The sequence below is a fragment of the Pseudomonas fluorescens genome (genome assembly GCF_002022275.1).
GTDB lineage: Bacteria > Pseudomonadota > Gammaproteobacteria > Pseudomonadales > Pseudomonadaceae > Aquipseudomonas > Aquipseudomonas fluorescens_AJ.
This window is the reverse complement of record NZ_MSDF01000037.1, coordinates 1-17533: the sequence shown is the minus strand read 5'-3', so window position 1 is coordinate 17533 and position 17533 is coordinate 1. Positions and strand designations below refer to the sequence as shown.

Sequence of the window (17533 nt, the reverse complement as noted above, 5' to 3'; positions counted from 1 at the left end):
TAAGGGCGGAACCAATCCAAGCCATCACCCAAATACCGGATATACCCAACGACATTTGACTCCCCTCTAACCCCCGTGCTCTCCTACACATCTTAGTTTCGGGTGCCCTTCACAGGGTGAAACGGGAAACCGGTGCGTCATAGCGTTATGACCAGTCCGGTGCTGCCCCCGCAACGGTAAGCGAGCGAAGTATCACAGCCACTGTGCAAATGCATGGGAAGGCGATGCTTTCAGGACTCCTCAGGAGCCCCCTCGCAAGCCCGGAGACCGGCCCGAAAAATCAGATAACAAACCCGCGGTGGGCGGGCGCTGTTTGAACCCTGCGTGCCCGGCTCGCGGGGTTTTCATGCGCCTGCGTCACCCTGAAACCCAGAAGGGACGCGCCATGTCGATCATCAGCAGCACCTCGCACACCGCCAGCAGCACCTCCACCCTGAGCCAACGCCTGACCGCCGCCATCGGTGCGTCGATTCTCGGCGCGTGCCTGGTGTATTTCGCCGGTTTCTCGCATATCGAAGCGGTGCACAACGCCGCGCACGATACCCGCCACAGCGCTGCGTTCCCGTGCCACTGAGACCTGCCGACATGATCAAGCGTATTGCCCAAACCGCAGGTTTCACCGGCCTGTTGGCCGCCCTGTTGCTGACCCTGCTGCAAAGCTTCTGGGTCGCCCCGCTGATTTTGCAGGCGGAGACCTATGAAAACGCTCCGGCGGCGGTCGAGGTGGCTCATGAACACGCTGCTGGCACTGCTGCGCACACTCACGACGCCGAAGCCTGGGAGCCGGAGGACGGCTGGCAGCGCGTGCTGTCTACCACCGGCGGTAACCTGGTGGTTGCCGTGGGTTTTGCGCTGATGCTGGCCGGCCTCTATACCCTGCGCGCGCCAACCCGCACCGCCCAAGGCCTGCTGTGGGGCCTGGCCGGTTACGCGACGTTCGTACTCGCGCCAACCCTGGGCCTGCCACCTGAATTGCCGGGCACTGCCGCTGCTGATTTGGCCCAACGCCAGGTCTGGTGGATCGGCACCGCCGCATCCACCGCAGCCGGTATTGCGCTGCTGGTATTTGGCCGCAACTGGCTGTTGAAGATCCTCGGCGTCGCCATTCTGGCTGTACCTCACGTGATCGGCGCGCCACAGCCGGAAGTGCATTCGATGCTGGCGCCGGAAGCCCTGGAGGCACAGTTCAAAATTGCTTCGCAACTGACCAATGTGGCGTTCTGGCTGGCCCTGGGGCTGATCAGCGCCTGGCTGTTTCGCCGTAACCGCGACGGTCAATACTCGGCATGACCCTGGTGGTCGGCCTGGGTTGCCAGCGGGGCTGTGATGTTCACACCCTGCTGGCGCTGCTTGACGCCGCCCTCGCCGAGGGCGGTATTGAACGCAAAGACATCACCGCCTTGGCCAGTATTGATCGCAAAAAGGATGAGCCGGGGTTACTTGCCCTGGCCCAACGGTTGAACCTGCCTTTTGAATGTTTCAGTGCAGAGCAACTCGCCCCCTACGAAGATCGTCTCAGCTATAAATCCGACGTGGCTTTTGCCCAAACCGGCTGTTATGGCATTGCCGAAAGCGCTGCTCTCGCCCTGGCCGAACACCTCTGCAAAAGCCCTTCCCGCCTGCTGATCACTCGCAAACAAAACGCCAACGCCACCTTTGCATTGGCTTGCCCAGGCTAAAACCCCGATAATCAGCGCACTCGATCATGAGCAATCTTCATGCTCGCCCGTTTTTCGACAGGAATTCCCCATGACCGTCTACTTCATCGGCGCCGGCCCCGGCGACCCGGAATTGATCACTGTCAAAGGCCAGCGGCTGATCCGCAGTTGCCCGGTGATCATCTATGCCGGCTCGCTCGTGCCCGCGGCGGTGCTGGAAGGTCATCAAGCGGAACAGGTGGTCAATAGCGCTGAATTGCACCTGGAACAGATCATCGACCTGATGAAGGCCGCCCACGCCAAGGGCCAGGATGTAGCACGCGTGCACTCCGGCGATCCGAGCCTGTACGGCGCCATTGGCGAACAAATCCGCCACCTGCGCGAGCTGGGCATTGCGTTTCAGATCATCCCCGGCGTGACGGCGGTAGCCGCCTGCGCCGCGCTGCTGGAAACCGAGCTGACCCTGCCGGACATCGCCCAAAGCGTGATCCTGACCCGCTACGCCGATAAAACCAGCATGCCCGCCGGCGAGGATTTCGACAGCCTGGCGCGGCATGGCACGACCATGGCAATCCATTTGGGGGTCAACCATTTGGAGGAGATCGTTGCCGAATTATTGCCGCACTATGGCGCGGATTGCCCGATTGCCGTGGTGCACCGGGCGACGTGGCCGGATCAGGACTTTGCCCTTGGCACGCTGACGGATATTGTTGAAAAGGTGGCAGCCAAGGGGTTTAGGCGTACGGCGTTGATCATCGTGGGCCGGGTGTTGGCAGACGACAGTTTCAGCGAGTCATCGCTGTATCGCGCAGGTCATGCGCACCTCTATCGGCCTTGAACACATACTGAAGTCAATGCAATACCCTGTGGGAGCCGGGCTTGCCCGCGATAGCGGTAGCTCAGTCAACTCTTCGTTAGCTGATACACCGCTATCGCAGGCAAGCCAGCTCCCACAGTTGATCTGCTTTGTTAGATAAATTGTGTAAGACATTGAATTTAAGGCATAAAAAAACGGCGCTCACGGGGCGCCGTTTTTTTGTTCGCAGTGAACACCTTACTCAGTAGTAGGCGTTTTCTTTCTGCGTGTGGTCGGTCACGTCACGTACGCCCTTGAGCTCCGGAATACGCTCGAGCAGGGTGCGCTCGATGCCTTCGCGCAAGGTCACGTCCGCCTGGCCGCAGCCCTGGCAGCCGCCGCCAAACTTCAACACGGCGATGCCGTCATCCACCACGTCAATCAAGCTGACCTGACCGCCGTGGCTGGCCAGCCCCGGGTTGATCTCGGTTTGCAGGTAGTAATTGATGCGCTCGTTGACCGGGCTGTCGGCGTTGACGTTAGGCACCTTGGCGTTTGGCGCCTTGATGGTCAACTGGCCGCCCATGCGATCAGTGGCGTAGTCGACCACGGCGTCGTCGAGGAAGGCTTCACTGAAGTTATCGATGTACGCGGTGAAGCTTTTCAGCCCCAGGGCGGTGTCTTCAGGCTTTTCTTCGCCGGGCTTGCAGTAGGCAATGCACGTCTCGGCATACTGGGTGCCGGGCTGGGTGATAAAAACGCGGATGCCGATACCCGGGGTGTTCTGCTTGGACAGCAGGTCAGCCAGGTAATCGTGGGCGGCGTCGGTAATGGTTATGGCAGTCATGGAAACTCCTCACAGGCTTGCCGGCAGTTTACGCCAAAATATTACGCAGGTACAAAGTCCGAGTAATTTTGTCGGAAAAGACTTTGCAACCCGATCAGAGGTTTTCATAGCGATTCATATCCAGCACGCCCTCTTCCACCGGCGTGGTTTCGTGGATGTACTGCGACAAGTCATGGAAATACTGCCAGAACAGCGGATGACTGCGACGAATACCCCAACGGTCGACAATCTTCTCGAAGCGCTTGGCATCCTTGGCACTTTCCATCGCCGTCACAAACTCCGGCACTTCCTGCGCAGGGATATTGAACATGAAGTTCGGGTAGCTGCTCAGCACGCCAGGGTAGATGGTCACCGTGTCCAGGCCCGGCTGATAGCGATAAGCCTCGCCCAGCAGAAACGCCACGTTACTGTGCGCCCGGTTGCGCAGCATGCTGTAGACCACGCGTTTGCCGCTGGCGGTTTCGACGCGCAGCATCGTGGCCTCGGGCAGTTGGTCGATGACCTTAAGCCCGGCCGCCGGGCGTGAGGTCAGGCGGCTCAGTGCCTGCTCGGCATCCTGCAGTGCCGGGTCAATACCGTCGCGTGAGCAATAGGCGCCGCTGCAACGGTTGATCGGGTCCGGGCTGGCGTTCAAATCGCCGTAACGGGTCAGAAGCTGGTTGGCGAAGTCGCGTTTCGGGTCTTTTTCGTCCAGGTGCAACCCCGTCGGTTTATCGTCATCAATCGCTTCGTAGTCCAGCCACAGCTTGAGTTTGCCGCTGTTCTGGTACCAGTCGTCCATAAAGTCGTCACGGGTATCGGCGGGCATCAAACGCAGGAAGTTCTGCTCGGCGCCATTGCGGATCAAGTCAAAATACAACCGCGTCTGGGCCTGGTGCGACACATTGCCAAACACGTCGAAATTCACCGCCAGCTGATAATAAGTGCGCTCCAGCAACGGATAGTCAAACAGCCACATCGTCTGCGGCACTTCGCCGATCAGGCCTTTGGTCACCGAAGCACTGTCAAAGTGGCGGAAAATACTCAACAAGGCGTTGTCATTCCCGGCCCACAGGGTCGACCAACTCGGCGCCGGCAAATCAGCGTAATTGTCGCGGCGCAGGGCTTCGTATTGGTTGCGCTTGTCGCGGTACGCCAGCCACAGGCTCAGCACGCTGCCCACGTCATCGTTCTGACCGGGCATGGCCAGCAGCGGCGTGGCCTGCCCACGGTAGCGGGCGTCGGTGATGTAGAGGTCGTGGTCCGGGTCCTGAAACAGGGTCCAGAAGTTGTCGCGGATCACGTCCGTGGCGATCTGCCCACGGCACACGGGCCCGCGAATGAAGGTGCGCACGAAGTATTCGGCATTATCCAGCATGAACTGGTAGCGCGCTTTGGCAGGAATGGCTTCAAAGGTGGCAAACGGGTTGGCGCGGCTGCCCGGCCCATAGCCGGGCAAGGCGTGGACCTGCCAGTCATTGGCGTAAAACAGCGCTTTGACGCGCGCCATTTTCGCCGCGCTGAACGGGTAAGTGATGTGGGTTTTATGCACGATCACGCCCTGCACCGGCCACAGACGGTAATACACCTGGGTCCCCGGATCGTCATTGGGGCGGCGCGTGGCGATCAGGTCGATGGGCTGACCGCTCGGCGTACGTGAGCGCACCCACTGGAAGTAATGCCCCGGCTCGCCGTTCTCAAAATAGATGTGCGCCAGGAACAAATGCTCAAACAACCAGCGTGCCACCAGGCTTTCCCGGGCGCCGGGGCGGTTAAGCAGGTTTTCCCATTGCTGCACTTGCAACGCTTCCTTCGCGCTTGGCGCCAGGCCTTGCTCGTCGATCGGCGCACCGGACGCCAGCCAGCGCTGCAGGGTCTGGTACTGCTGGTCCGTAAGACCGGTCACCGCCAACGGCATCCCTTCCTTGGGATGGGCACCCGCATAGGCATTGAACTCGCCCGGCATTGCGCACATGTTTTCGCGGTTCAGGCCCAGCACGATGTCGTCGGGCAACTTGGCATTCGGCTGCAACGGCGCGTTATGGCCCAGCTCCAGCATGCGCGCCATCAGTGCAGCCTGGCTGCCTTGAGCGTCCAGCACCGAATAAAAGCCCTTCTGCTGCCAGGCGTGTTTGCCAAAAGCGTCATAGAACAGCCGCGTGGTCGGCGTGGCCTGGCTGCGCTCACCGTCGTAGACCGGCACTTTGCTCGCGCCACGGGCCGCGCCTTCGGCACTGCCCAGGTTCAACTGGCAGGCGGAGTCGTAGCAGGCATGGCACGCCACGCATTTTTCGGTGAAGATCGGTTGGATGTCGCGGGTGTAGGAAATCGCGGGAGCAGGACTTTGCGCCTGAGTAGTACTGGCAATCAGCAATAGCAACGCGCTGACGATTAGACGAAGTGACATGTATCCGGTCCTGATTCAATGCGTGCGCTGAAAATTTGCCGGTGATTCTACCGGGCCACAACCTCAAGCAACATGAACGATATTCATGCAAAACCTGTACATGCTCTAAATCGGCACAGGTTTGCTATGATTCATGCCCTCCGAAATGCCTGACCAGAGTAGTCCCATGTCCGATCGTAGCGCTCGTCTGCACGCCCTCCATCAAGCCCTCAAGGAACGCATCCTGATCCTCGACGGCGGTATGGGCACGATGATCCAGAGCTACAAGCTTGAGGAAAATGACTACCGTGGCAAACGCTTCGCCGACTGGCCGAGCGACGTCAAGGGCAATAACGACCTGCTGGTGATCACCCGTCCGGACGTGATCGGCGGCATCGAGAAAGCCTACCTGGATGCCGGCGCCGACATCCTCGAGACCAACACCTTCAACGCCACCCGCGTATCCATGGCCGATTACGGCATGGAAGAACTGGCCTACGAATTAAACGTAGAAGGCGCGCGACTGGCGCGCAAGGTGGCCGACGCCAAGACCCTGGAGAACCCGGACAAGCCGCGCTTCGTCGCCGGCGTACTCGGCCCGACCAGCCGTACCTGCTCGCTATCGCCAGACGTAAACAACCCCGGCTACCGCAACGTGACCTTTGATGAGCTGGTGGAAAACTACACCGAAGCCACCAAAGGCCTGATCGAAGGCGGCGCCGACCTGATCCTGATTGAAACCATCTTCGACACGCTCAATGCCAAGGCGGCGATCTTCGCCGTGCAGGGCGTGTATGAAGAGCTGGGCTTTGAACTGCCGATCATGATTTCCGGCACCATCACCGACGCCTCCGGTCGCACCCTGTCGGGCCAGACCACCGAAGCATTCTGGAACTCGATCAGCCACGCCAAGCCGATTTCCGTGGGCCTGAACTGCGCCCTCGGCGCCAGTGAACTGCGCCCGTACCTGGAAGAGTTGTCGAACAAGGCCAACACCCACGTTTCCGCGCACCCGAACGCCGGCCTGCCCAACGAATTCGGCGAGTACGACGAATTGCCGTCGGAAACCGCCAAGGTCATCGAAGAATTCGCCCAAAGCGGTTTCCTGAACATCGTCGGCGGTTGCTGCGGCACCACACCTGGCCACATTGAAGCCATCGCCAAATCCGTGGCCGGTTATGCACCGCGCGTCATCCCGGACATTCCCAAAGCCTGCCGCCTGTCGGGCCTGGAGCCGTTCACCATTGATCGCAGCTCGCTGTTCGTCAACGTCGGCGAACGCACCAACATCACCGGTTCCGCCAAGTTCGCCCGGCTGATCCGTGAAGACAACTACACCGAAGCCCTCGAAGTCGCCCTGCAGCAGGTGGAAGCCGGCGCCCAGGTGATCGACATCAACATGGACGAAGGGATGCTCGATTCGAAGAAGGCCATGGTGACCTTCCTCAATCTGATTGCCGGCGAGCCGGACATCTCCCGCGTGCCGATCATGATCGACTCCTCCAAGTGGGAAGTGATCGAGGCTGGCCTCAAGTGCATCCAGGGCAAGGGCATCGTCAACTCCATCAGCATGAAGGAAGGCGTCGAGCAGTTCATTCACCACGCCAAACTGTGCAAGCGCTACGGCGCGGCGGTGGTGGTAATGGCCTTCGACGAAGCCGGCCAGGCCGACACCGAAGCGCGCAAGAAAGAAATCTGCAAACGCTCCTACGACATCCTGGTGAATGACGTCGGCTTCCCGCCGGAAGACATCATTTTCGACCCGAACATCTTCGCGGTCGCCACCGGCATCGAAGAGCACAACAACTACGCCGTCGACTTCATCAACGCCTGTGCCTACATCCGCGACGAGCTGCCGTACGCGCTGACCTCCGGCGGCGTGTCCAACGTGTCGTTCTCGTTCCGGGGCAACAACCCGGTGCGTGAGGCGATTCACTCGGTGTTCCTGCTGTATGCGATCCGCAACGGCTTGACCATGGGCATCGTCAACGCCGGCCAGCTGGAGATCTACGACCAGATCCCTGCCGAGCTGCGTGACGCCGTGGAAGACGTGGTACTCAACCGCACCCCGGAAGGCACCGACGCCCTCCTCGCCATCGCCGACAAGTACAAGGGCGACGGCAGCGTCAAGGAAGCCGAGACCGAAGAATGGCGCAGCTGGGACGTCAACAAGCGTCTGGAGCACGCGCTGGTCAAGGGCATCACCACGCACATCGTGGAAGACACCGAACTGTCGCGCCAATCCTTCGCGCGCCCGATCGAGGTGATCGAAGGCCCATTGATGTCCGGCATGAACATCGTCGGCGACCTGTTCGGCGCCGGTAAAATGTTCTTGCCCCAGGTGGTGAAGTCCGCCCGCGTGATGAAGCAGGCCGTGGCCCACTTGATCCCGTTCATCGAGCTGGAAAAAGGCGACAAACCGGAAGCCAAGGGCAAGATCCTGATGGCCACGGTGAAGGGCGACGTGCACGACATCGGCAAGAACATTGTCGGCGTGGTGCTGGGTTGCAACGGCTATGACATTGTCGACCTCGGCGTGATGGTGCCGGCGGAGAAGATCCTGCAGGTGGCCAAGGAGCAGAAGTGCGACATTATCGGGCTGTCTGGCCTGATCACGCCGTCCCTGGATGAAATGGTGCACGTGGCCCGCGAGATGCAGCGCCAGAACTTCCATCTGCCGTTGATGATTGGCGGCGCGACCACGTCCAAAGCGCACACGGCGGTGAAGATCGAGCCCAAGTACAGCAACGACGCGGTGATCTACGTGACTGACGCCTCGCGCGCAGTGGGCGTGGCCACGCAATTGCTGTCCAAGGAATTGAAGGCCGGTTTTGTCGAGAAGACCCGCCTGGAATACATCGACGTGCGAGAACGCACCTCGAACCGCAGCGCCCGCACCGAGCGCTTGAGCTATCCGGCGGCCATCGCCAAGAAGCCGCAGTTCGACTGGAGTACTTACACCCCGGTAACGCCGACGTTTACCGGCGCCAAGGTGCTGGACAATATCGACCTCAAGGTGCTGGCCGAGTACATCGACTGGACGCCGTTCTTTATTTCCTGGGACCTGGCCGGAAAATTCCCACGCATCCTGACCGACGAAGTGGTAGGCGAAGCAGCGACTTCGCTGTACGCCGATGCTCAGGAAATGCTCGCCAAGCTGATCGACGAAAAACTCATCAGCGCCCGCGCAGTGTTCGGCTTCTGGCCGGCCAACCAGGTGAAGGATGATGATCTGGAAGTCTACGGCGAGGACGGCAAGCCACTGGCGACCCTGCATCACCTGCGCCAGCAGATCATCAAGACCGACGGCAAACCAAACTTCTCCCTCGCCGACTTCGTCGCGCCAAAAGACAGCGGCGTGACCGACTATGTGGGTGGCTTCATCACCACCGCAGGGATCGGCGCCGAAGAAGTAGCCAAGGCTTACCAGGACGCGGGCGATGACTACAACTCGATCATGGTCAAGGCCCTGGCCGACCGCCTGGCCGAAGCCTGCGCCGAATGGCTGCACCAGCAAGTGCGTAAAGACTACTGGGGCTATGCCAAGGACGAGCAACTGGACAACGAAGCGCTGATCAAGGAGCAGTACAGCGGCATCCGCCCTGCCCCCGGCTACCCGGCGTGCCCGGACCACACCGAGAAAGGCACCTTGTTCCAGCTGCTCGACCCGCAAGCGCGTGAAATGGAAGCCGGCCGCAGCGGCGTGTTCCTCACCGAACACTACGCAATGTTCCCGGCGGCAGCGGTCAGCGGCTGGTACTTCGCCCACCCGCAGGCGCAGTACTTTGCCGTGGGCAAGATCGACAAGGACCAGGTGACGAGCTACACCGCGCGCAAAGGCCAGGACCTGAGCGTGAGCGAGCGCTGGCTGGCGCCGAACCTGGGTTACGACAACTGATCTGACACAACACGGATCAAACTGTGGGAGCTGGCTTGCCTGCGATGACGGTCTTTCAGTTGATGGAAATATCGACTGATACACCGCCATCGCAGGCAAGCCAGCTCCCACAAAAGCCAGCTCCCACACTGGTTTTGTGATGTTTGGACTATGCTTTTCCCCAGGCACATTGTTCTGAGGGATGTATGGACGATCCAGTCAACAACAAGCCCCCCACCTTCTGGCAGATGCTCCACAGCGTCATGGCCGCCGCCTTCGGCGTGCAAAGCGGCAAAAACCGCGCCCGCGACTTCACCCATGGCAAACCCAGCCACTTCGTGATCCTGGGGATTCTGTTTACGGCGATATTTGCCCTGACGCTGTTCGGCATCGTCAAGCTGGTGCTGCTGTTGGCCGGGGTTTAACGCAGCAGTAATTGCAGGCTGAACGGGTAGCGATAAGTCGCGGGCTTGCCCACGGCCGACAGCGCGCGAAAATCCACGGTCGGCGTCGGCCCCAACAAACGCTGCGCCTGCCCGGCATCAATCAGCTGGAACAGTGCCGCCTGACGGTCACGCCCACCGTGTGCGCTGATGTCCACGCCCTTGGCGTCGTCATTGATCAACACCATCGCCCAACCGCCCAAGGTGAAATGCCCCGCGACCAGCGTGGTCAGCCGCCCGTCCAGACGCGCCCTCAAAATCTCCGGCGAGCTATTAAGCGCACTGAACAGCACGTCCTTACCCGGCACACGCCCGCTGTCTTGCAAGGCCTGCATAGCACCCAGTGCCATTTCGTCATTGGCTGACCACACCAGCGCCGTCTGCGGGTAGCGTTTGAACAACTGCGTGGCCTGCTCAAAGGCGCGTTGACGGCTCCATTCACCGTAGACCAACTGGCGCAGACGCACTTCGGGGTGCTCGGCCAGCGCACGGCGCAGGCCTTGTTCGCGCAGTTGCGCGGCCGGGGTGTTTTTGGCGCCGGAAAACGCCAGCAGGTCGAGGGGGCTGCCCGGCGCAACCGGGCCGTGCTGACGCAGCACGTCGGTGAGCATCAGGTAGCCGGCCTGCTCGTCATCGGGCACCAGGCTGCCGATCCAGTTGGCGTCATTACGCGCATCGAGCATCTGTTTTTGATCAGGGGTCAGCGCATTATTCACAATCAGCAACTTGACCCCGCTGCCTTCGGCCATGCGCAGGATCTGCGGTGCGACGTATTGCTCGTTCACCAGCATCAGGTAATCAGGCCGCTCGGCGCCTTGCAGCGCTTCCCGGGCTTGAACCAGGGTATTTTGCGTATTGCGCTCGGAATAACGCACGCGCACATCCAGGCCGAGGTCCTTGGCCGCGGCCTGCATGAATTGCGCGTAGCTGACCCAGAAGGTTTCAGTCGACATGCCAGGGTTGAGAAACACCACCGACGCGGCATGAGCAATCGCCCCGTACGTCGATCCCAGCAACCACACACACGTAATCAGAACCTTCAACATGGTTGTTCAAGCCTTGAACGTTGATCGCCATCATAATGGCAATGCGACACTCAATGCAGGCTCAATAGACGCTCATTTACTGGTGGCTGACCCAAAACACTGCGGTGCCCACCACCAGGACGATCAGGAACAAAATCGCCCAGGCATCAACGGTACTGTCGGGTTTACGGACTTTTGTCGAATTGCTCATCGCATCGCCTCTTGTCGGTTTTATAGGTGATTGCACTAAGACTCGACGACAGTAAAGTTCATGCTTGCCCATAAGACAAATGTGGGCATTGCGAGAATCAGTCTCATTAGTCAATTTGGTTATTTACATATACTCAAACATCACTTTTGCGCATAAACGCAAACTGGTATCGTGCGCCGGCTCCGTTGGGAGTGCGCGGCCGTGCGCGCAGATTTGCCGAGAACAGGACCTATATGTACGTATACGACGAATACGATCAGCGCATCATCGAGGACCGCGTCAAGCAGTTCCGTGATCAGACCCGACGCTATCTGGCAGGCGAACTGAGCGAAGAAGAGTTCCGCCCTCTGCGCCTGCAAAATGGCCTTTATGTTCAGCGCTTTGCGCCGATGCTGCGGGTAGCCGTGCCTTATGGCCAACTGACTTCCCGTCAGACGCGCATGATGGCCAAGATTGCCCGTGACTTCGACAAAGGCTACGCCCACATCAGTACCCGCCAGAACGTACAGTTCAACTGGCCGGCGCTGGAAGACGTGCCGGACATCCTGGCTGAACTGGCCACCGTGCAGATGCACGCCATTCAGACCAGCGGTAACTGCCTGCGCAACGTGACCACCGACCAGTTTGCCGGCGTTGCTGCCGACGAGTTGATCGACCCGCGCCCCTGGTGCGAAATCGTCCGCCAGTGGACCACCTTCCACCCGGAATTCGCCTACCTGCCGCGCAAGTTCAAGATCGCCATCAATGGCTCGACCTCGGACCGTGCGGCCATCGAAGTTCACGACATTGGCCTGGAGCCGGTGCACAACGCGGCCGGTGAGCTGGGTTTCCGCGTGCTGGTGGGTGGCGGCTTGGGCCGTACCCCGGTGGTCGGTGCGTTTATCAACGAGTTCCTGCCGTGGCAGGACCTGTTGAGCTACCTCGACGCCATCCTGCGGGTCTACAACCGCTACGGCCGTCGTGACAACAAGTACAAGGCCCGGATCAAGATCCTGGTAAAAGCGCTGACCCCCGAGGTATTTGCCCAGAAAGTCGACGCCGAGATGGAACACCTGCGCGGCGGCCAGACCACCCTGACCGAAGCCGAAGTGCATCGCGTTGCCAAGCACTTCGTCGACCCTGAGTACAAGGCCCTGACAAACCAGGACGCCGAGTTCGCAGCGCTCGACCAGCAGCATGCAGGCTTTGCCCGCTGGCGTTCGCGCAACACCCTGGCGCACAAACAGCCGGGCTATGTCGCCGTGACCCTTTCGCTGAAACCGACCGGCGTTGCACCGGGCGATATCACCGACAAGCAGCTGGACGCCGTCGCCGACCTGGCCGACCGCTACAGCTTCGGCCAACTGCGCACCTCCCACGAGCAGAACATCATCCTCGCGGACGTTGAGCAGAGCCAACTGTTCACCCTGTGGGGCGAGCTGCGCGAAGGCGGTTTCGCCACGCCGAACATCGGCCTGCTGACCGACATCATCTGCTGCCCGGGCGGCGATTTCTGCTCCCTGGCCAACGCCAAGTCGATCCCGATTGCCGAATCGATCCAGCGCCGTTTCGACGACCTGGACTACCTGTTCGACATCGGCGAGCTGGACCTGAACATCTCCGGTTGCATGAACGCCTGTGGTCACCACCACGTCGGCCACATCGGCATCCTGGGTGTGGACAAGAAAGGCGAAGAATTCTACCAAGTGTCCCTGGGCGGCAGCGCCAGCCGCGATGCGAGCCTGGGCAAGATCCTCGGCCCGTCCTTCGCCCAGGAAGCCATGCCTGAAGTGATCGGCAAACTGATCGACGTGTACGTCGAGCAGCGCACCGAAGATGAACGTTTCATCGACACTTACCAGCGCATCGGCATCGACCTGTTCAAGGAGCGCGTCTATGCAGCGAATCATTAAGAACAACGAAGTCCTCGACGAAACCTGGCACCTGCTGCCAAAAGACGCGAGCTTCGATGGTATCTCCAACTGCGACGACCTGATCGTGCCGCTGGCGCTGTGGCGCGAACACGCCCACGCCCTCAAGGCCCGCGATGGCGGCCTGGGTGTGTGGCTTGACGCTGAAGAAGAAGCCGAAGAAATCGGTGACGACGTGGAGCATTTCCAGGTCATCGCCCTGAACTTCCCGGCCTTTACCGACGGGCGCAACTACTCCAACGCGCGCCTGCTGCGTGACCGTTACGGTTACAAAGGCGAGCTGCGCGCGATTGGTGATGTGCTGCGCGACCAGCTGTTCTATCTGCGCCGCTGCGGGTTCGATGCCTTCGCCTTGCGCGCCGACAAAGACCCGTACGAAGCGCTGGAAAGCCTCAAGGATTTCTCGGTGACGTATCAGGCTGCAACGGATGAGCCGCTGCCGCTGTTCCGTCGTCGCTAAGCCTTAACGTACGAAAAAGCCCTGGCATGCCAGGGCTTTTTTATGGGTTGCACGTAATCGACGCCAACACCTGCTTTTGTCCCATGGAGCACGGTACGTCAGCCGGGTGCGCCCGCACCACCTCAATCACGCCGAGCAACTGCGCCTTGCTGTGGGCCAATTGCGCCTGCATCACTTCAATCTGCGCCACCTTGCGCTCCAGCGCCTCGATCAACTCGTCGCGTTTGTGCTCGCCCGGCGCCGGCATCAACGCCTTGAGCTCCTGCAAGGTGAATCCCGCCTGCTGCGCGCTCTGAATCAATTGCAGGGTTTGCAGCGCCTCAACCGAGTAGCGGCGGTAGCCATTGGCCTGGCGCCCGACCTGGCTAATCAACCCTTCAGCTTCATAAAAGCGGATGCGCGACGCCGCCAGCCCGCTCTGCTTTGCCAGTTCACCAATATTCATCGCCAAACCCTTCTTGACATTAAAGTTAACTTTAAGCTTAGCCTGACGCCTCCCCCGCTCAGGAGTCAACCCATGTCACCCTTTGAAGCCTTGCAACTGCCCAACGGCCAAGTCCTCGCCAACCGTATCGCCAAGGCGGCGATGGAAGAGAACATGGCCGACGCCAAACAAGCGCCATCCCGCGAATTGAAGCAGCTGTACAAGGCATGGGCAGACGGCGAACCCGGCCTGCTGTTGACCGGTAACGTAATGATCGACCGTCACGCCATGACCGGCCCCGGTGGCGTGGCCCTGGAAGACGAAACGCACCTGGACAGCTTCCGCGAATGGGCCGATGTGGCGCGAGCCAAGGGTGTGCACTTCTGGGTACAGCTCAGCCATCCGGGGCGCCAGACCATGGCCAACCTCGGCCAGCAAGCGTTGGCACCCTCAGCCATTGCGCTGGACCTTGGCGGTTTCTCGAAGCTGTTTGCCAAGCCGAAAGCCATGACCGAAGACGACATTCAAGACGTGATCAAGCGCTTCGCCACCAGCGCCCGACTGGCGGAGAAAGCCGGTTTTACCGGGGTGCAAATCCATGGCGCGCATGGGTATTTGTTGAGTCAGTTTCTCTCTCCCCTGAGCAACAAACGCACCGATCGCTGGGGCGGCTCGCTGGAAAACCGTGCGCGCTTGTTGCTCGAAGTGGTGCACGCCGTGCGCGCCAGCGTCAGCCCGTCCTTTTGCGTGGCGGTGAAACTCAACTCGGCTGATTTCCAGCGCGGCGGTTTTGACGCGGCCGATGCGCGCGCCGTGGTCGAGATGCTCAACCCGTTGCCCATCGACTTGCTCGAATTGTCCGGCGGCAGCTACGAAGCACCCGCCATGCAAGGTGACGCGCGGGACGGCCGCACCCTGGCTCGCGAAGCCTACTTCTTGGAGTTTGCCAAGGAACTGGCCGCCATCGCCACCATGCCACTGATGGTCACCGGGGGCATTCGCCGCCTGCCAGTCGTGCAACAAGTGCTGGACAGCGGCATCGCCATGGCCGGTATTGCCACTGCCCTGACCCTGGAACCGCAACTGATCAAACACTGGCGCGCAGGCCGCGACCTCAACCCGCAACTCAAACCGATCAACTGGCAGCGCAAGCCACTGGCGGCCCTCGCCATTCTTGCCGTAGTGCGTTACCAGATGCGTCGCCTGAGCCGTGGTCGCCTGCCCAGCCCAAAGGTCGCGCCATGGTTCGCGCTGGTGCGTGACCAATGGTTTATCGCCCGGCGCGCCCGCCAATACCGCGCCGCCATGACTCAATCTTCACATTAAAGGGTGAGCATTCGCCGTGATCGAACTGTCCTTTACTGATCAGCAGCTTTTAACCTCACTGACGATTGGAGTTCTTCATGGCGAAAATCAACCTGGCCCAGCAATTGGCGACCACCCTTGAACAGGCGGGTATCAAGCGCATTTGGGGCCTGACCGGCGACAGCCTCAACGGCCTGACCGACGCCCTGCGCACCATGGACAGCATTGAGTGGATGCACGTACGCCACGAAGAAGTCGCCGCCTTCGCCGCCGGCGCCGAGGCCGCCGCCACCGGTGAACTGACGGTGTGCGCCGGCAGCTGCGGGCCGGGCAACCTGCACTTGATCAATGGCCTGTTCGATTGCCATCGCAACCACGTGCCGGTGCTGGCGATTGCTGCGCAAATCCCCTCCTCCGAGATCGGGCTGAACTACTTTCAGGAAACCCATCCCCAGGAGCTGTTCAAGGAATGCAGCCACTTTATCGAGCTGGTGACCAACCCCGCGCAGATGCCACAAGTGCTGCACCGCGCCATGCGCTCGGCGATCCTCAACCGTGGCGTGGCCGTGGTGGTGATCCCGGGCGACGTGTCACTGCTGGAGGTCGAAGACAAGCTCAAGCCCTGGCCCGCTCTGCACGCGCCGCGTACATTGCCGGCGGAACAGGACCTGCAACAGCTCACCGAAATATTGCAAAGCAGCGAGAAAGTCACCCTGCTGTGCGGCAGCGGCTGCGCCGGTGCCCACGATCAGGTCGTGGCCCTGGCGGACGCGTTGGGCGCACCCGTGGTGCACGCACTGCGCGGCAAAGAGCATGTGGAATGGGACAACCCTTTCGATGTGGGCATGACCGGCCTGATCGGCTTCAGCTCGGGTTACCACGCCATGCTCGACTGCGACACGCTGATCATGCTCGGCACTGACTTCCCGTACCGCCAGTTTTACCCGACTGACGCAAAAATCATCCAGGTCGACCGCAACCCGCAGGCGCTGGGCCGTCGTGCCACGCTGGACCTGGGGATTGCCGCCGACGTCAGCGAAACCATTGCAGCGCTGTTGCCGCGCCTGACGCGCAAGACCGACCGCAGCTTCCTCGAAACCTCACTGAAGCACTACGAAAAAGCCCGGCAAGGGCTTGATGACCTGGCACAGCCCTCCAAAGCCGATCGCCCGATTCATCCGCAATACGTGGCGCGCTTGCTCAGCGAACTGGCGGACGACGATGCAATCTTCACCGCCGACGTGGGCTCACCGACCGTATGGGCTGCGCGCTATCTGAAGATGAACGGCAAGCGCCGCCTGATCGGCTCGTTCAACCACGGCTCGATGGCCAACGCCATGCCGCAGGCGATCGGCGCTCAGGCTGCGTTTCCCGGGCGGCAGGTGATTTCGATGTCCGGTGACGGTGGATTTGCCATGTTGATGGGGGATTTTATCTCCCTGGCGCAGTTGAAACTGCCGGTAAAAGTCATCGTGTTCGATAATTCGTCACTGGGTTTTGTCGCCATGGAAATGAAGGCGGCGGGCTATCTGGACACCGGCACCGAGCTAAAAAACCCGGATTTCGCTGCCATGTCCAACGCCATGGGCATTCTGGGGATTCGCGTGGAGCAATCCGAAGATCTGGAACCGGCGTTGCGTCGCGCCCTCGCCCATGATGGCCCGGTGCTGGTGGACGTGGTGACGGCCACTCAGGAGCTGGTGATGCCGCCGACCATCAAGCTGGAACAGGCCAAGGGTTTCAGCCTGTACATGCTCAAGGCGGTGATGAGTGGGCGTGGGGATGAGGTGATCGAGCTGGCACGGACCAACTGGTTGCGATGATTCAGTGGGGGTTGCTGCGTTTGGCGTTTTGGGTGCATATCCGTTGTTTGGGTAACGGCTGATATGGGTTCCGCCCTTACGGCGGGTCACTTTTGGAAAAGAGCCCCAAAAGTAACCAAAAGGGCTCTTGCCCCAACACTCGGCACCTCGCTCACGCTTCGGTGTGCCCGTAATCCGACATTGATTTGGGGGGCCGCCGCCACGCGCCATCCATGGCGCGGGGCGGCTAAACCGGCATCCCTGCCGGTTTACCCCCCAAATCAATGTCGAATTCCGGCCAGCGTGTTTAACGGGGCGCCTAAGATCAAGATCAAAATCAAAAGCACGGCGGCCTGACAGCCGACCTGAGTGGTGTGAAGCAAAAGCGGTTCTGTGTGGGAGCTGGCTTG

14 protein-coding genes and 1 riboswitch are annotated in these 17533 nt (G+C 60.5%); of the genes, 10 read left to right on the top strand and 4 right to left on the bottom strand.

The genetic code is table 11. From position 1 onward, the window contains the following. Window positions 1-83: 83 nt before the first annotated feature. Window positions 84-291, top strand: a riboswitch (cobalamin riboswitch). A gap of 94 nt (window positions 292-385) precedes the next feature. From BFW87_RS23025 to cobM, 4 genes are all read left to right on the top strand, one after another. Then, on the top strand, window positions 386-574 hold the full coding sequence (locus BFW87_RS23025; protein ID WP_078742010.1) for a CbtB domain-containing protein: 189 nt from the start codon (window positions 386-388) through the stop codon (window positions 572-574). Window positions 575-585: 11 nt separating this feature from the next. Then, window positions 586-1290, top strand: coding sequence for a CbtA family protein (locus BFW87_RS23020; protein ID WP_078742009.1), 705 nt, complete (start codon window positions 586-588; stop codon window positions 1288-1290). Then, window positions 1287-1679 (top strand): cobalamin biosynthesis protein, encoded by a 393-nt coding sequence (locus tag BFW87_RS23015; RefSeq protein WP_078742008.1) that lies wholly within the window; start codon window positions 1287-1289, stop codon window positions 1677-1679. The genes BFW87_RS23020 and BFW87_RS23015 overlap by 4 nt, the downstream gene beginning before the upstream one ends. A 70-nt stretch (window positions 1680-1749) precedes the next feature. After that, window positions 1750-2496, top strand: a complete 747-nt coding sequence (gene cobM, locus BFW87_RS23010; protein WP_078742007.1) for a precorrin-4 C(11)-methyltransferase — start codon at window positions 1750-1752, stop codon at window positions 2494-2496. Between the two features lie 220 nt (window positions 2497-2716). On the opposite strand, the gene nfuA is transcribed toward cobM, so the two are convergent. Both nfuA and BFW87_RS23000 read right to left on the bottom strand, forming a co-directional pair. Continuing rightward, window positions 2717-3301, bottom strand: a complete 585-nt coding sequence (nfuA, locus tag BFW87_RS23005) for a Fe-S biogenesis protein NfuA (RefSeq protein WP_027606479.1) — start codon at window positions 3299-3301, stop codon at window positions 2717-2719. Window positions 3302-3395: 94 nt separating this feature from the next. Continuing rightward, window positions 3396-5687, bottom strand: a complete 2292-nt coding sequence (locus BFW87_RS23000; RefSeq protein ID WP_078742006.1) for a fatty acid cis/trans isomerase — start codon at window positions 5685-5687, stop codon at window positions 3396-3398. 166 nt (window positions 5688-5853) lie between these two features. Here BFW87_RS23000 and metH point away from each other — a divergent pair, with 166 nt between their 5' ends. Both metH and BFW87_RS22990 read left to right on the top strand, forming a co-directional pair. Continuing rightward, on the top strand, window positions 5854-9564 hold the full coding sequence (metH, locus tag BFW87_RS22995; RefSeq protein WP_078742005.1) for a methionine synthase: 3711 nt from the start codon (window positions 5854-5856) through the stop codon (window positions 9562-9564). A gap of 185 nt (window positions 9565-9749) precedes the next feature. Then, on the top strand, window positions 9750-9968 hold the full coding sequence (locus tag BFW87_RS22990) for a DUF2970 domain-containing protein (protein WP_078742004.1): 219 nt from the start codon (window positions 9750-9752) through the stop codon (window positions 9966-9968). On the opposite strand, the gene BFW87_RS22985 is transcribed toward BFW87_RS22990, so the two are convergent. Further along, window positions 9965-11032, bottom strand: coding sequence for an ABC transporter substrate-binding protein (locus BFW87_RS22985; RefSeq protein WP_078742003.1), 1068 nt, complete (start codon window positions 11030-11032; stop codon window positions 9965-9967). The genes BFW87_RS22990 and BFW87_RS22985 overlap by 4 nt on opposite strands. Window positions 11033-11455: 423 nt before the next feature. Here BFW87_RS22985 and BFW87_RS22980 point away from each other — a divergent pair, with 423 nt between their 5' ends. After that, window positions 11456-13114 carry a nitrite/sulfite reductase gene (locus BFW87_RS22980; protein WP_078742002.1) on the top strand — a complete coding sequence of 553 codons (1659 nt, stop codon included), beginning with the start codon at window positions 11456-11458 and terminating at the stop codon, window positions 13112-13114. After that, a complete protein-coding gene (locus BFW87_RS22975; RefSeq protein WP_033902261.1) occupies window positions 13098-13592 on the top strand; it encodes a DUF934 domain-containing protein in 495 nt (164 codons plus the stop codon). The genes BFW87_RS22980 and BFW87_RS22975 overlap by 17 nt, the downstream gene beginning before the upstream one ends. 40 nt (window positions 13593-13632) lie before the next feature. Here the strand turns inward: BFW87_RS22975 and BFW87_RS22970 are convergent, their stop codons facing one another. Further along, entirely contained in the window at window positions 13633-14037 is a 405-nt protein-coding gene (locus BFW87_RS22970; RefSeq protein ID WP_078742001.1) for a MerR family transcriptional regulator, read from the bottom strand. Between the two features lie 72 nt (window positions 14038-14109). On the opposite strand from BFW87_RS22970, the gene BFW87_RS22965 reads away from it, so the two are divergent. Together BFW87_RS22965 and poxB are read left to right on the top strand one after the other, a co-directional pair. Beyond that, window positions 14110-15342 (top strand): NADH:flavin oxidoreductase/NADH oxidase family protein, encoded by a 1233-nt coding sequence (locus tag BFW87_RS22965; RefSeq protein ID WP_078742000.1) that lies wholly within the window; start codon window positions 14110-14112, stop codon window positions 15340-15342. A 77-nt stretch (window positions 15343-15419) separates the two neighbouring features. Then, complete coding sequence (poxB, locus tag BFW87_RS22960; protein WP_078741999.1) at window positions 15420-17144, top strand: ubiquinone-dependent pyruvate dehydrogenase; 1725 nt, start codon at window positions 15420-15422, stop codon at window positions 17142-17144. The last annotated feature ends 389 nt before the right edge of the window (window positions 17145-17533 follow it).

What these genes read in the sequence shown, in the direction of transcription:
- BFW87_RS22975 (WP_033902261.1), top strand. Translation starts at nt 13,098, where the DNA reads ATGCAGCGAATCATTAAGAACAACGAAGTCCTCGACGAAACCTGGCAC.
- BFW87_RS23000 (WP_078742006.1), bottom strand. Translation starts at nt 5,687, where the DNA reads ATGTCACTTCGTCTAATCGTCAGCGCGTTGCTATTGCTGATTGCCAGT.
- poxB (WP_078741999.1), top strand. Translation starts at nt 15,420, where the DNA reads ATGGCGAAAATCAACCTGGCCCAGCAATTGGCGACCACCCTTGAACAG.
- BFW87_RS22970 (WP_078742001.1), bottom strand. Translation starts at nt 14,037, where the DNA reads ATGAATATTGGTGAACTGGCAAAGCAGAGCGGGCTGGCGGCGTCGCGC.
- nfuA (WP_027606479.1), bottom strand. Translation starts at nt 3,301, where the DNA reads ATGACTGCCATAACCATTACCGACGCCGCCCACGATTACCTGGCTGAC.
- BFW87_RS22965 (WP_078742000.1), top strand. Translation starts at nt 14,110, where the DNA reads ATGTCACCCTTTGAAGCCTTGCAACTGCCCAACGGCCAAGTCCTCGCC.
- BFW87_RS23025 (WP_078742010.1), top strand. Translation starts at nt 386, where the DNA reads ATGTCGATCATCAGCAGCACCTCGCACACCGCCAGCAGCACCTCCACC.
- BFW87_RS22980 (WP_078742002.1), top strand. Translation starts at nt 11,456, where the DNA reads ATGTACGTATACGACGAATACGATCAGCGCATCATCGAGGACCGCGTC.
- BFW87_RS23015 (WP_078742008.1), top strand. Translation starts at nt 1,287, where the DNA reads ATGACCCTGGTGGTCGGCCTGGGTTGCCAGCGGGGCTGTGATGTTCAC.
- BFW87_RS23020 (WP_078742009.1), top strand. Translation starts at nt 586, where the DNA reads ATGATCAAGCGTATTGCCCAAACCGCAGGTTTCACCGGCCTGTTGGCC.
- BFW87_RS22985 (WP_078742003.1), bottom strand. Translation starts at nt 11,032, where the DNA reads ATGTTGAAGGTTCTGATTACGTGTGTGTGGTTGCTGGGATCGACGTAC.
- metH (WP_078742005.1), top strand. Translation starts at nt 5,854, where the DNA reads ATGTCCGATCGTAGCGCTCGTCTGCACGCCCTCCATCAAGCCCTCAAG.
- cobM (WP_078742007.1), top strand. Translation starts at nt 1,750, where the DNA reads ATGACCGTCTACTTCATCGGCGCCGGCCCCGGCGACCCGGAATTGATC.
- BFW87_RS22990 (WP_078742004.1), top strand. Translation starts at nt 9,750, where the DNA reads ATGGACGATCCAGTCAACAACAAGCCCCCCACCTTCTGGCAGATGCTC.